Raw genomic sequence first — 13,036 nt, forward strand, 5'->3', positions numbered from 1 at the left:
AAATCCTTGTGGTCTCGATTCGGGTTAGCGCTCTTTGCTTTGCTTCTCTCGCTAACCCTTTCCTCACGGGTGGCGGCGGCCGACTGGTCAGGCCTAGCCACTGCTACTAAGAGTGGGCCCAACATGGCCTATGTCGACTACGATAGCCTTGATAGTGCGGAAAAAGCCCAGGTCCGCCAACTGGATGCCAATGAAGCCATCAAGGCCAACTGGCGCTACAAGCTGGTCTATGCCAAGGACCAGACACCGGAGTCGTCCCCTTCATCAAACGCTAGCACGCCGTCTTCTTCGACCACACCGTCAGCGACCAGCAGCGACAGTCCAGCCTCTAAGCCCCAAGAGGGCTTGCTACCAGAGACAGGTGAAAAAACAATCGCCGGCTTGTCTCTGATTGGGATTGTTTGCATCGGTGGCGCCCTCTTTCTCGTCATCCGCAAAAAGACCACCAGCGCCAAGGGCTTGCTTCTTGTCCTCGTAGCGACAGGCGCCCTAGGATTAGGCACTAGCGTGGCCAAGGCCTACTCAGGCACCGTGCTCAAGGAAGCAGAGTTGGTGGCCACTGACACCGTCATCACGCCACCTGCCATCGCGGGTTACCACTATGTCGGCGCCCTTTCTATCCCGTCAGGGACCGTTATCGCCCGCTATGTGGATACCGACGGAAATACCATCGCAGATAGTGTGACTGTAGCCGACGAAGCAGATGTCGACAGCACCTACACCACCGAGCAAAAGACCATCGAGGGCTACCAGTTCAAAGAGATGGCTGCTGACTCAGCCGCAACGTCTGGCAAGGTCATCGACGGCACCCAGACAGTGACCTATGTTTATGAAAAACTGGGGACCTACCAGCTCTATCTGGATGTTACTGTTCCAACACCTACCACTTATGACCAAACCTATGACGTCGGTCTAGAATGGTGGCAAGTAAACAATCAAACTAAACTAGAATATAAGGGCCTCCTCGACCCTAGCAATCAAACCGCTAGCCCTTTTGATAGATTCTACATCAGACTAGGGCATCCCCTAACGGTCAAATATAAAGGCACAACACTTGAACAAAACAAGGATAAAAACAATACTTACTCCATCCTCGTTGGAACGACCACAGGTAGCCTAGGCAGTCCTATCCAACGGATAGACACCACTGACATCCTAAACGACATCACGGTAGACTTCAATGGCAACACCTATAGCCTTACCGCTTTCAATACCTATCTGAGCCAAGAACTCAACCAGCTTTACCCAAGCATTTACCCTAATGCTGACTGGGCAAAGCCTTCTGATCCTCTGGCGACGACGACTAGCTTGACGGCCTCTCCTGATCAAGTCTACCAAACACTCACCCAAGAACGCTATCAGGTCACTCTAACCCTAAACGTAGCAAACGAAAGTATACAGCTCTAGAGATGATAAAAAAGAAGTCCATTGGACTTCTTTTTATTCATCTTCAGCAAATTGACTATTGTAAAGATTGTAATAAAAACCACGGTCTGCGAGAAGTTCCTGATGGTTGCCTTGTTCAACGATTTGACCATCACGTAAAACTAAGATGCGGTCAGCCTCCTGGATGGTTGAGAGACGATGGGCAATCACAAAACTCGTCCGCCCTTCCATCAGACGGCTCATGGCCTTTTGGATGAGTTGTTCCATCCGTGTATCCACAGAGGAGGTGGCCTCATCCAAGATAAGTATCCGTGGGTCCGACAAGAGAGCCCTTGCAATGGTCAAGAGTTGCTTTTGCCCTTGCGAAATATTGCTGGACTCTTGGTTCATGACCATATCATAGCCACCAGGCAGGGTCCGAATGAAATGGTCAACATTAGCCATCTTGGCAGCAGCAACGATTTCCTCATCTGTGGCATCTAACCGACCAAAACGAAGGTTTTCCCGAATGGTGCCCTCAAACAACCAGGTATCTTGGAGCACCATCCCAATCTGCCGCCGATAATCTTGACGAGACAGATGCCTGATATCATGCCCATCAATCGTAATGGCACCGGCACTGACATCATAAAACCGCATTAACAGGTTAATCAGAGTCGTCTTTCCAGCTCCCGTTGGCCCGACGATGGCAATCATCTGGCCGGGGGAAACATCCAAATTGAAGTCCCGAATCAAAGGCCGGTCAGGCAGGTAACTGAAATCGACTGCTTCAAAGGCAACTTGCCCACTCAAGTCATGTGCCAAGATTTCTGTCGGTTGATTGACCACTTCTGCTTCATCCAGAACTTGGAAAATCCGTTCCAGAGAGGATTGGGCTGATTGCAGAACGCTAGACAACTGGGTCACTGTCTGAATCGGTTGATTGATTTGCCACACATACTGAATCAAAGCCTGCAGGTTCCCAATGGTGAGTTTACCAGCAATGACCTGAAGCCCGCCCCAAAGGGCAATCAAGACATAGGTGCCATCTGATATCAGATTTAAAAAAGGCATCATGAGACCTGAGATAAAACTGGCCTTAAAGCCAACGGTCTGCAATTCTTGGGTGATTTGACGAAATTCCTGAGCCGTCGCTTCTTCTTGATTAAAGAGTTTGACGACATTAAACCCTGTCAACCGTTCCTGGGCAAAACCATTTTGCTGGCCAATCGCATCGGCTTGGCGTTTGAAATAGGGCTGGGAATGCTTGACCACCAGACGAGAAATCCCATAAATCAGTGGCATGCTGACAATGACTATCAGTCCCAAAGGCCAATTGATATACAAAACCATGGCAATGACCAAAATCAAGGTCAAAAGGGCATTGACAATCTGCAGGAGACTCTGTTGCAGTGCATTCGAAACGGTTTCGACATCACTGGTAAAGCGGCCCAAAATATTTCCAAACTGCTCTGTATCAAAGTAGGAAACGGGCAGCCGATTTATTTTATGGGACAGGTCATGCCGCAGTTCTTGGATGCTTCCTTGTACAGCCTTCGTCATGTAGTAGTTAGAACCGTAAGAGCCCAGACTATACAGCATTCCCCTAACCAAATACAGGGCTAAAATGCCCAAAATATAAGAATAATCAAGTCCTGCTCCCGGCACCCGACCAACAATGGCTAGAAGGTTTTCCGTGATGCGCGTGATGGCTAAACCAATCACAAAAGGCTCGAGGACGCTCATCACAACCGCTAGAACTTTAAGCCAAATAGCGCCAAAAAAAGCGACTCGGTAAGCTTTCAGATAGGTCCAAAGCCGTAAGAAAACATTAGTCGTCTGCATGCTGGCCTCCTTTCTCCTCGTCTTTGAGCTGAGACTCTGCGATTTCACGATAGACCGAACACGTTTCCAACAGTTCCTCATGAGTCCCACGTCCGATGATTTTCCCCTGGTCAAGAACAATGATTTGGTCTGCCTGGCGAATGGTTCCCACGCGCTGGGCCACGATTAAAACTGTCGCATCTTGTGTCACTTCCTTGAGCCGTTTCCGCAACTGGGCATCTGTTTGATAATCCAAGGCTGAAAAACTATCGTCAAAGATATATAGACTAGGCTTTTTAACCAGTGCCCGAGCAATAGACAGCCGTTGTTTCTGGCCACCGGACAGATTGCTTCCTCCCTCGGCTAGATGGGTCTCAAAACCATTAGCTGTACCTTGGATAAAAGCACTGGCCTGAGCAATATCGACAGCTGCTTCTAGGTCTGCTTGACTGGCATCAGGCTTTCCAAACCGTAAGTTGTCAGCAATCGTTCCCGTAAAGAGGACCGCCTTTTGTGGCACAACGCCTAGTTTGTCCCGCAAAGCAGAAAGTTTGTAATCACGGACATCCACGCCGTCTAAGAGAATCCGTCCAAAAGTGACATCATAAAAACGTGGAATCAAATTAACAATCGTAGACTTCCCAGATCCCGTTGACCCGATAAAGGCTACGGTCTGTCCTGGTTTTGCCGTAAAGGAAATGTCCTCTAAAACAGGTTCTTCGGTTTTTCCAGGATAGCCAAAAGTCACATGGTCAAAAGTCAAAACACCAGCTGTTTCGGTTTTTGTCACGCCATTTTTAGGGTCTTGAATCATGGGTTTGGCTTCAAGAACTTCCTCCAAACGGTGAGCCGATACTGTCATCCGAGGGTAGAGAGTGAATAGATTGGCAAATATCAAAAAGGAAAAGAGGGCATGAAAGCTATATTCTACAAAAGCGACCAAATCCCCAATCTGAAGACTAGATGCCAACAGGGGAGACAAGGCGAACCAAACAATGGCCACAATCATGGCTACGATAATTTGCACAAAGAGAGGCTCCGTCAAACCAGTCAAGGTAAAGAGGCGCCGGGAAAGGCCAGCGTATGTCCCATTAACTTGGTCAAAGCGCTCCTCCTGGTATTCTTCGCGTGCGAAGGCGCGGATCACTCGTAAGCCGGTCAAATTTTCACGCACGTATTGGTTAATTTTGTCAAGATTCTTTTGTTGACGCTCAGACAAGACCTTGGTCTTGATAGCGACATAAGCGATAACCAGCAGCAAGAAAGGAATAGCCACCGCTACAATCCAAGCCAAGGAAGGGGCTGTGATAAAAATCATAATGACAGAAGTCACCATCATCATTGGCGTGATAATGCCCATCCGCAAGGCCTGTTCGGCAAATTGCATCACCACAAAAGCATCTTGCGTTTGCCGGGTCACTAAAGAAGCAATCCCAAATTGATCAAAGCCCTCGTGTGAAAAGCGCAGCATCTGATCATTCGCATCATTTTTTAGGGCTTCTACCAAGTGTGTGGTCAGATAAGAAGAGGCATAGGACAAGAGAACACGGCCAACAAAGCCCAGGATAACCACTAAACCCATCATTTGAGCCCAGAAATAGACCTGGTCTAAGCGGCCTGGCGTAATGGCCAAATCAATCATCTTAGCTAACAGGGTCGGTAAGCCCAGATTAACCACAACAAATAAGAGCGCCGCCAACAGATCAATCAAGAGCCAAATGGGGTAGCGTTTCAAATAGGTCCAGATGAGTTTCATAATCTCTCACTTTCTAATCAGGCAACTCACTCAAATACTCATAACGATCATACTTAGCTAGGAGGGCTTCGTTAACGTGGTCCAACTCCTTTTGCAGGTCACCCAAACGGACGAAATCAGCCTGACAAGTCTGCATTTCTGCTTCGATCTGAGCCACTTGGTCTTCTAAGGCCAAAATGTCCTCTTCAATCGTTGCCCATTCTTGCTTTTCCATATAGGATTTCCGCTTGCTGCTGGGAGCTTTATCTTGTTCGGCTCTTTCTTGAACTTCAGTGGCTAGAGGCGTCTGTTTTTGCTTGACTAGCTCCTCTTGTTCTTTTTGAAAGGCCACTTCGTCGAGGTAATCCGTATAGTTGCCAAAATAAGAGTGGATTTGTCCTGCTTCAAAGGCTAAGATTTTGTTAGCCACCTTATCCAAAAAGTAACGGTCATGGCTGACGGTGATGACTGGCCCTTGGAAATTTTGAATGAAATTCTCTAAAACTGTCAGGGTAGCAATATCCAAATCATTGGTCGGTTCGTCTAGGAGGAGAACATTGGGCTTTTGAAGCAAAATCTGCAAGAGATAGAGACGTTTTTTCTCACCACCTGATAATTTACCAATCAGACTGCCATGCATGTGGCGCGGAAAGAGAAATTGTTCCAAGAGCTCGGCTACGGACACGCGCCCCTCACTGGTATCCACTTCGTTGGCGATTTCTTGTAAGGCATTGATGATCCGCTTTTCAGGGTCAAGACCTCGGATTTGTTGAGAAAAGTAACCAATGCGAACGGTTTCTCCGATGGTGATGCTACCAGCCCCTGGTAATAAATCCCCATTAATCAAATGCAAGAGACTCGATTTCCCGACCCCATTTTCACCAACAATCCCTATGCGGTCATGGGCCTGCACCAGCCAATCAAAGTCAGTAATCAGAGGTTTCTCTGGTTCATAAGCAAAGGAAACCTGGTCAAAAGTAATAACCTTTTTCCCAATGCGACTCGCTTCAAAAGCCACCGACAAATCTGAGCTACTCGTCTCTTGTGCCAAATCTTTCTTGAGGGAATGAAAGCGGTCAATGCGGGCTTGTTGTTTGGTTGCCCGTGCTTGCGGTTGCCGACGCATCCAGACCAATTCTTGTTTGTAAAGTTGCTTCTTCTTATGTAGATTTGCAGCTTGGCGTTCGTCTTGCTCGGCTTTTAAGCGGACATAATCCTGGTAGTTGCCCCGATATTCCAGGAGATTTCCCTGGTCTAACTCAAAGATACGGGTAGAAATGGCATCCAGAAAATAACGGTCATGGGTAATAAACAAGACCGTGCGCTTGCCTTTTTCCAAATATTGGCTCAACCAAGCGATGCTAGCAATGTCCAGATGGTTGGTTGGTTCATCTAGCAAGAGCAAGTCGGCATCACCAAGCAGGATTTGCGCCAATTGCACCCGACGGCGGAGACCTCCAGACAGGTCTCCAACAACTTGTTGCCAATCCGACAGACCTAAGCGGGTCAAAACGGATTTGACATCACTTTCCATCGCCCAGACACCTAGGTTATCCATCTGAGCCATGACAGCTTCCAATTCTGCCTGTTTTGTGGGCTCATAATGGGCCATCAAGGTTTCGTAGCGTTTCAATAGAGCCACCTCTGGCCGCTCATCATTTAAGACCGTTTCTAAAACCGTCAATTGCTCATCAAAGGCAGGTTCCTGTGTCAGGTAAGCTATCTGATAGCCATTGGCTAGCGAAAAAGGACTCCTGTCGCCATCGAAGCCTTCCCGACCAGAGAGAACATCTAGCAGACTGGTCTTTCCCGTCCCATTAAGCCCTATGAGGCCAATCCGGTCTCCAGGATGAATGACAAAAGAAATCTCATCAAAAAGGGTCTTATCCGCAACTGTTTTTGTTAATCCTTCAACTATAAAATCGCTCATACGACCCCTTTCTCTTTCAGGTAACGACTGACTGCTTTCTGGTCATTGGCAAGACGCCCCATAACCATGGCTTTTTCCAAATCATCTAAGATATGCCCCAGATGAGGGCCAGCAGCCAGCCCATAAGTTTCCATCAAATCACGGCCATTCAGGCACATGTCTTTTTTACTGTGAATCACCAGACCCGCTTCCAAGGCATAAATACGGTCATAATCAGTAGGAAGTCCTAGTCCTTTTCGGAGGTCTTCAACTAAGAGTAAGGTTTCCGTGCCAAAAGCATAGAGATCCCAAGCAGACAAAGAAGCGCCTTGTCTGAGACGAAAAGCAGACACAATGGCAGACACCTTTTTCTGAAACTCATTGGAAGTCTTCCAATCTTTCAAAAATTGCCGCACATCTGGCACCTCGCTTTGCCAGATAAAGAGACTGGCCCAGGCTTGCTCAGAGGCTGAAAAACGAAAATCAGCTGCCAAACGCTCCATCAAGGTGTGCAAGCTATCACAGTAAATGGCTAAATGGGGCAAATAATTCTGGGACTGGCAATCCAATAGGGCTCTTAAGCCTTTGCGCCACTGAGGAGCCAATAAGAGCTTATCCAACTCGATAAAGGAGCGCTCGACAGAAATTTTCTCCAAAAGAGGGGCATGCGCTTTCATGGCCGTAAAGGTATCTGACGCAATCGCAAAATCAAGACTAGCGGCAAAACGAAAACCTCTCATGATACGCAGGGCATCCTCTTTGAAACGTTCATCAGCCACGCCGACAGCCCTCAGCACCTTCTGCTGTAAATCCGTCATCCCATCAAATAAATCAATGATTTCCGATTGTTCATTTAAGGCCAGAGCGTTAACCGTAAAATCACGACGCTTGAGGTCTTCTTTTAAAGAACGCACGAAGGTCACTGCCGAAGGGCGGCGGTAATCCACATAGACATCCTCCGTTCGAAAGGTCGTGACTTCGTATTCGCGCTCACCATCTAAAACGAGAACGGTGCCATGCTCAATGCCCACATCAACCGTCCGCGGAAAAACGGATTTTGTTTCCTGAGGGTAGGCACTGGTGGCAATATCCACGTCATGAATAGGGCGCTCTAAAAGCACATCCCGCACGGATCCCCCCACAAAATAAGCCTCAAATCCTGCGGCCTGGAGCTTTTCTAAAATAGGCAAAGCCTCCTGAAATTCAGAAGGCAAATGTGATAATGTATGCATGTTTATAGTAATTTTTCCAATCCGTAAACCAACTCTTGCCCTTTGACGACAGCCTTAATCCCCAGATTGACACCGCCCATAAATGAAGCACGGTCATAAGAATCATGGCGAATGGTCAAGCCTTCTCCCTGACCACCAAACAAAACTTCTTGATGGGCAATTAAGCCAGGCAAGCGCACTGAATGGATGCGAAAACCATCATAGTCCGCACCACGAGCACCAGCAATGGTTTCTTCTTCATCAACAGCCCCCTGCCGTTTGCTTACACGGTTGTCGCGGATGAGTTCTGCTGTTTTTAGGCTGGTACCACTTGGCGCGTCCTTTTTGTTGTCATGATGAAGTTCAATGATTTCCACATCAGGGAAATACTTAGCTGCTTGGGCAGCAAATTGCATCATCAATACCGCCCCGATAGCAAAATTAGGGGCAATCAACCCACCAAGTTCTTTTTCACGAGAGAGGTCTTCTAATTCTTGAATTTGTTCTGGCGAAAAGCCGGTTGTCCCCACAACAGGAGCAAAACCGTTTTCCAAGGCAAAGCGTGTATTAGTGTAGGCAGCACTTGGCACCGTAAAATCAACCCAAACGTCAGCTGCCAGCGTTTTAATGCTTTCATAGCTAGTGTAGACTGGCACACCGTCCCAGTCGCTTTCGGTCGCAAAAGGATCAAAGAAACCGGCTAAGACCAGCTCGCTATCAGACTTAACCATGTCAACAACTGTTGAGCCCATCCGTCCTTTATAACCTGCAACTATTACACGAATTGTCATACCTTCTCCTTTTATTTGAACTGAAAACTGTTAGCTTTTTGTGTCAACAATAGGGACATATCCTAAAGTCAGAGCACCTTCACCCACGTGGGTTCCAATGACAGAGCCAAAATTAGCCACCTCAACATCAGAAATGCCTTCTCGTTCGAGGCTGAATTTCAAGGCTTTAGCCTTTTCACGAGCATTGGCATGGATCACGAAGACCTTGTAGCGGCCGTCCTTTGTCCCCTCTAAAATCAACTTCATCAGGCGTTTGATGGCTTTTTTCTCAGTGCGAATTTTTTCGTAAACGACAATCACACCTTCTTCATTAAAGTACAAAATCGGCTTAATGTTGAGGAGATTTCCAAGAAGGGCAGACCCATTGGACAAGCGGCCTCCACGTACCAAATGATTCAAATCATCTACTAAGATAAAGGCTTTGGTGCCCTCAATTTGGACTTGAAGGTTGGCCTGAATGGTTTCAAAATCCAAACCTTTATCCGCCCACTCTACCACTGAGGCTACCATGGCCCCCAAAGGCACACTGGTAATCTTTGAATCAGGAAAAGCAATCTCTAACTGAGGAAAGTCATCCTTGAGGTATTGGATGTTTTGCCAAAAACCTGAAATACCACTGGATAAAAAGAGCCCAATCACGTGAGTATAGCCCTGCGCCTGATAATAGGCCAAGGTTTCCTCAAGCGTAGCTAGACTAGGTTGGCTCGTTTTAGGCAAATCCTTGGCTTGCGCCATCAGGCCATAAAAGGCTTCGGCAGTTAAGGTTTCCCCCTCGATATAGTCGACACCATCAATGGATACAGTGATGGGCAAAACCGTAACGTCCTGACGCTCACGAACGGCTGGTGCTAAAACAGCAGATGAGTCTGTAATAACGGCTAATTTCATCTATTTTTAAAACTCCAAATTGATACCAGGAAGGTCCAGAGCAATTTCTGTCACTTCATAGGTCAAGCGTTGCAAAATGTCCAATAAAGGCGCAGCAATTTCTGTAGCCTCATCTTGAGAAAACTCACTGGGCTCGTTAATCAGACGGTCTTTCAGACGAACCATTTGGGAAATAATCCCTGAAATGACAAACTCATCTCGAACAATCATAAATTGCAATACCGCAATAAATTGGGTGCTTTTTTGTTCTTCGTTTTTATCAACCAGCTGAAAAGTCACGTCAATGGAGGTTTTAGGCGCACCATTTTCCTTTTCCCACTCAAAATTACGCGCATCGTAATGGTACTGGCTAACAAATTCTTTTTCTCTGACAAGATCTAATGCCATGGAGAACTCCTTATTCTATCGTCTATTATCTTTCCAATTATAGCACAAAAATCTGACCCTGAAAAGGCAAAAAAAGAGCGACTAGCGCTCTTTAGCTTACTTGTTTTGGTAGACGATTTCCCCGTCTGCAATGGTCATTTTGACCACACCGGTCAGCTCTTCTCCGATAAAGGGTGAATTGCTTGCTTTGGAGGCGAAATGCTCAGACACGACCCGTTTTTCCTTGTCTGCAAAAATGACCAGGTCTGCAGGGCCACCTTCAGCTAGATAACCAGCATCAAACGAATACATAGAGGCAGGATTAATGGTCATCTTTTCTAAGAGTGCCATCAGGCTAAGGTCACCTGTTTCAACCAGATTGGTCAACCCTAAAGGTAAAGAGGTCTCTAAGCCCGTCATTCCTGACGGCGCCTTGGTAATATCTGCCACGGCCTTTTCGTCTGCGTGATGAGGCGCGTGGTCAGTCGCAATGACAGAAATCACCCCTGATTTAAGCCCTTCAATCACTGCTTGACGGTCTGATTCCAAGCGTAAAGGGGGATTCATTTTCGCATTAGCCCCCTTGATTAGCAAGAGGTCCTCTGTTTTTGAAAAGTGTTGTGGGGCCACTTCAGCCGTAATCTTAGCACCCATTTTCTGCGCAAAAGCGACCACCTCAACTGATTCCGCTTTAGATAAATGTTGCACATGCAGGTGTGCCTGCCGGTCATAGGCAATCATCACATCACGCGCTATCATGGCATATTCAGCCACACCGGTCGCCCCACAAATATGAAAGGCCTTCTCAGCAATCGACTCATTGAAACCAAGCGTACCATTGAGGCCAGGGTCTTCTTCGTGGACAGCCAAAAAAGTGCCATTGGCATTGGCCAAATCAAGCGCTAATTTGAGAACCTTGGTTGATTCTAGAGGAATCCCATCATCTGAAAAACCAACCGCTCCTGTTTCTAGCAAGGCTTTAAAATCTGTCAGGTGCTCCCCATCAAACTGTGTCGTAATGCTCGCATTGGTATAGACATGAATGGCTTCCTTGGCAGCGCTGGCTAAGACTTCCTTGAGCGTCTCCACATCTGATATGGTGGGATTGGTATTGGCCATCATCACGACAGACGTCACACCACCCGCAGCAGCAGCCAAGGCCCCCGTATGGATATCTTCCTTATGCGTTTGACCAGGTTCACGGAAATGCACATGAATATCTACAAGACCAGGAGCAACCACCAAGCCACTGGCATCAATGACTTCTGCACCTTCTGGGGCCTTAATGTCGGGAGCTATTTGAACAATCCTTTTCCCGTCAATCAAGATATCTAACAAAGCGTCTGTCTTCGTCTTCGGGTCAATCACACGACCATTTCTAATCACTAACATGAGATTTCCTTTCCTAATTTAGCCAATCAATCTCAGACAGACCAGCTGTCTTCAAAAAATGATTGGTTTTTGAAAATGGTTTAGAGCCAAAAAAGCCACGATAAGCCGAAAGTGGACTGGGATGTGGCGCCGTCAAGACCAAATGGTGCTTTTGACTAATGAGAGCCTTTTTCTTCTGCGCAAAAGCGCCCCAAAGGATGAAAACAACAGGAGATGCCTTCGCATTCACCAGACGCATAACCGCATCCGTAAACGGTTCCCAAATCTGCCCCTGATGACCATTGGCTTGGTGCTCAGGTACCGTCAAACAAGCGTTGAGCAAAAGCACCCCTTGCTCTGCCCAAGACGTTAAGTCATGACTAGGACGACTTTCTCCCAGGTCCTGCGCCAGTTCTTTGAGAATATTCTGCAAGGAGGGTGGCGCGGCTAGTGCATCAGGCACCGAAAACGACAAGCCCTGTGCTTGCCCAGGTCCGTGATAGGGGTCCTGACCTAAGATAACCACTTTTACCTCTGCCAAGGGCGTTTTCTGTAAGGCCGCAAACACAGACTCACGTGGGGGATAGACGGTACCAGTCGCATAGACTGTGTCCATAAAGCGATTGATTTGTCTGAAATAATCTTGAGGCAGTTCAGCCTTTAAGGCATTATGCCAATCCGAATGCTCCATAGGTCTCCTTATTTGGTCCTAAGCTTGACCAATCAGCTCTAGTTCAGCTACATCTAGAACATGCCCTTCCATAGCCTCGAAAAGTTGGTTGAGGTAAAAATCGTCCGACAAGGGCAAAAGCGTGTCCAGAGCATAAACCTTGAGCTCATAACGGTGGTCCTTGTCCGGAGGACAGGGGCCAATATAGCCATGACGCAAGTCAAAAGGGCGCTCCTCCCACAAGGGACTATAGGAACTATTTATCCCCCTTGTGTGCGCTTTTCCTTGACGGGCAAAATCCTCAGGGATAGTCAACTGGTTGGCTGGCACATTGGCAACCACCCAGTGAATATAAGGAAAACCACAGACAGGAATGGCATCCCAATCCATCAAGGTCCAAGCTAAGCTTTTGGCCCCACGGTGAACCTCATGGAGGGCAAATGGGAAGGACAAAAAGGGCAAACCTGCTTGTGATAGCGCAGCACCCTTGGCATAGGCTTGGGGAACTACCCTATCAGCAAAATCAACTGTTATTTTCATGTCTTTTTCTCCAGACCTAGCGTATGAAAAATCTAGTCTTGCCAGGTCTCTTGATTGGCTTTGAATTTTTTCAATAATTCTAAACCGTCAGCATCTATGTAGCCTTGTACCTTAGCCACTTTAATCAATTCACTATAGTTTGAAAGGGTCTCTAGACGGACACCAGAAGCCTCAAAATTGGCATCTGCCTTTGGCAGTTCATAGGTGAAAATCGCTACAACCCCTAAGACGTCTGCCCCTTCACGTTCCGCTGCGGCAACCGCTTCAAGTACTGACCCACCTGTTGAGATGAGGTCTTCAATGACAACCATCTTTTGACCTTTGACCACACGGCCCTCAATTTGGTTGCCTGCCCCATGGTCTTTT

12 protein-coding genes are annotated in these 13,036 nt (G+C 47.3%); 1 reads left to right on the forward strand and 11 read right to left on the reverse strand.

All coding sequences use genetic code 11. The annotated features are described in order from the left end of the window. Positions 1–1,407, forward strand: a 1,407-nt coding sequence (locus STRDD12_RS02500; protein WP_197456645.1) for a MucBP domain-containing protein, incomplete at its 5' end; no start/stop codon positions are given. A gap of 33 nt (positions 1,408–1,440) precedes the next feature. On the opposite strand, the gene STRDD12_RS02505 is transcribed toward STRDD12_RS02500, so the two are convergent. From STRDD12_RS02505 to STRDD12_RS02555, 11 genes are all read right to left on the reverse strand, one after another. After that, on the reverse strand, positions 1,441–3,210 hold the full coding sequence (locus STRDD12_RS02505; protein WP_066914856.1) for an ABC transporter ATP-binding protein: 1,770 nt from the start codon (positions 3,208–3,210) through the stop codon (positions 1,441–1,443). Continuing rightward, positions 3,197–4,945: an ABC transporter ATP-binding protein gene (locus STRDD12_RS02510; RefSeq protein WP_066914858.1), complete on the reverse strand. Its 1,749-nt coding sequence runs from the start codon at positions 4,943–4,945 to the stop codon at positions 3,197–3,199. Before STRDD12_RS02510 ends, STRDD12_RS02505 begins: the two co-directional genes overlap by 14 nt. A 13-nt stretch (positions 4,946–4,958) precedes the next feature. Beyond that, entirely contained in the window at positions 4,959–6,854 is a 1,896-nt protein-coding gene (locus STRDD12_RS02515) for an ABC-F family ATP-binding cassette domain-containing protein (RefSeq protein WP_066914860.1), read from the reverse strand. Then, entirely contained in the window at positions 6,851–8,065 is a 1,215-nt protein-coding gene (locus STRDD12_RS02520; protein WP_066914862.1) for a CCA tRNA nucleotidyltransferase, read from the reverse strand. Before STRDD12_RS02520 ends, STRDD12_RS02515 begins: the two co-directional genes overlap by 4 nt. A 2-nt stretch (positions 8,066–8,067) precedes the next feature. After that, the gene (dapB, locus tag STRDD12_RS02525; protein WP_066914865.1) at positions 8,068–8,835 is read right to left on the reverse strand and encodes a 4-hydroxy-tetrahydrodipicolinate reductase; all 768 of its coding nucleotides are present in this window, start codon (positions 8,833–8,835) and stop codon (positions 8,068–8,070) included. A gap of 30 nt (positions 8,836–8,865) precedes the next feature. Then, complete coding sequence (locus tag STRDD12_RS02530) at positions 8,866–9,723, reverse strand: DegV family protein (RefSeq protein ID WP_066914867.1); 858 nt, start codon at positions 9,721–9,723, stop codon at positions 8,866–8,868. Between the two features lie 6 nt (positions 9,724–9,729). After that, on the reverse strand, positions 9,730–10,110 hold the full coding sequence (locus STRDD12_RS02535; RefSeq protein WP_066914869.1) for a DUF1149 family protein: 381 nt from the start codon (positions 10,108–10,110) through the stop codon (positions 9,730–9,732). 96 nt (positions 10,111–10,206) lie between these two features. Continuing rightward, positions 10,207–11,481 (reverse strand): dihydroorotase, encoded by a 1,275-nt coding sequence (locus STRDD12_RS02540; protein WP_066914871.1) that lies wholly within the window; start codon positions 11,479–11,481, stop codon positions 10,207–10,209. 13 nt (positions 11,482–11,494) lie between these two features. Beyond that, entirely contained in the window at positions 11,495–12,151 is a 657-nt protein-coding gene (locus STRDD12_RS02545) for a uracil-DNA glycosylase (protein WP_066914873.1), read from the reverse strand. 18 nt (positions 12,152–12,169) lie between these two features. Then, positions 12,170–12,670, reverse strand: a complete 501-nt coding sequence (locus tag STRDD12_RS02550) for a YbhB/YbcL family Raf kinase inhibitor-like protein (RefSeq protein ID WP_066914875.1) — start codon at positions 12,668–12,670, stop codon at positions 12,170–12,172. 32 nt (positions 12,671–12,702) lie between these two features. Further along, positions 12,703–13,036, reverse strand: a 334-nt coding sequence (locus STRDD12_RS02555) for an orotate phosphoribosyltransferase (RefSeq protein WP_443031051.1), incomplete at its 5' end; no start/stop codon positions are given.

It is taken from the genome of Streptococcus sp. DD12 (genome assembly GCF_001578885.1).
Classification (GTDB): Bacteria; Bacillota; Bacilli; order Lactobacillales; family Streptococcaceae; genus Streptococcus.

Excerpts from the sequence above, each read along its gene's own strand:
- STRDD12_RS02505 (WP_066914856.1), bottom strand. The coding sequence starts at position 3,210 with ATGCAGACGACTAATGTTTTCTTACGGCTTTGGACCTATCTGAAAGCT.
- STRDD12_RS02520 (WP_066914862.1), bottom strand. The coding sequence starts at position 8,065 with ATGCATACATTATCACATTTGCCTTCTGAATTTCAGGAGGCTTTGCCT.
- STRDD12_RS02515 (WP_066914860.1), bottom strand. The coding sequence starts at position 6,854 with ATGAGCGATTTTATAGTTGAAGGATTAACAAAAACAGTTGCGGATAAG.
- STRDD12_RS02535 (WP_066914869.1), bottom strand. The coding sequence starts at position 10,110 with ATGGCATTAGATCTTGTCAGAGAAAAAGAATTTGTTAGCCAGTACCAT.
- STRDD12_RS02550 (WP_066914875.1), bottom strand. The coding sequence starts at position 12,670 with ATGAAAATAACAGTTGATTTTGCTGATAGGGTAGTTCCCCAAGCCTAT.
- STRDD12_RS02545 (WP_066914873.1), bottom strand. The coding sequence starts at position 12,151 with ATGGAGCATTCGGATTGGCATAATGCCTTAAAGGCTGAACTGCCTCAA.
- STRDD12_RS02540 (WP_066914871.1), bottom strand. The coding sequence starts at position 11,481 with ATGTTAGTGATTAGAAATGGTCGTGTGATTGACCCGAAGACGAAGACA.
- STRDD12_RS02510 (WP_066914858.1), bottom strand. The coding sequence starts at position 4,945 with ATGAAACTCATCTGGACCTATTTGAAACGCTACCCCATTTGGCTCTTG.
- STRDD12_RS02530 (WP_066914867.1), bottom strand. The coding sequence starts at position 9,723 with ATGAAATTAGCCGTTATTACAGACTCATCTGCTGTTTTAGCACCAGCC.
- dapB (WP_066914865.1), bottom strand. The coding sequence starts at position 8,835 with ATGACAATTCGTGTAATAGTTGCAGGTTATAAAGGACGGATGGGCTCA.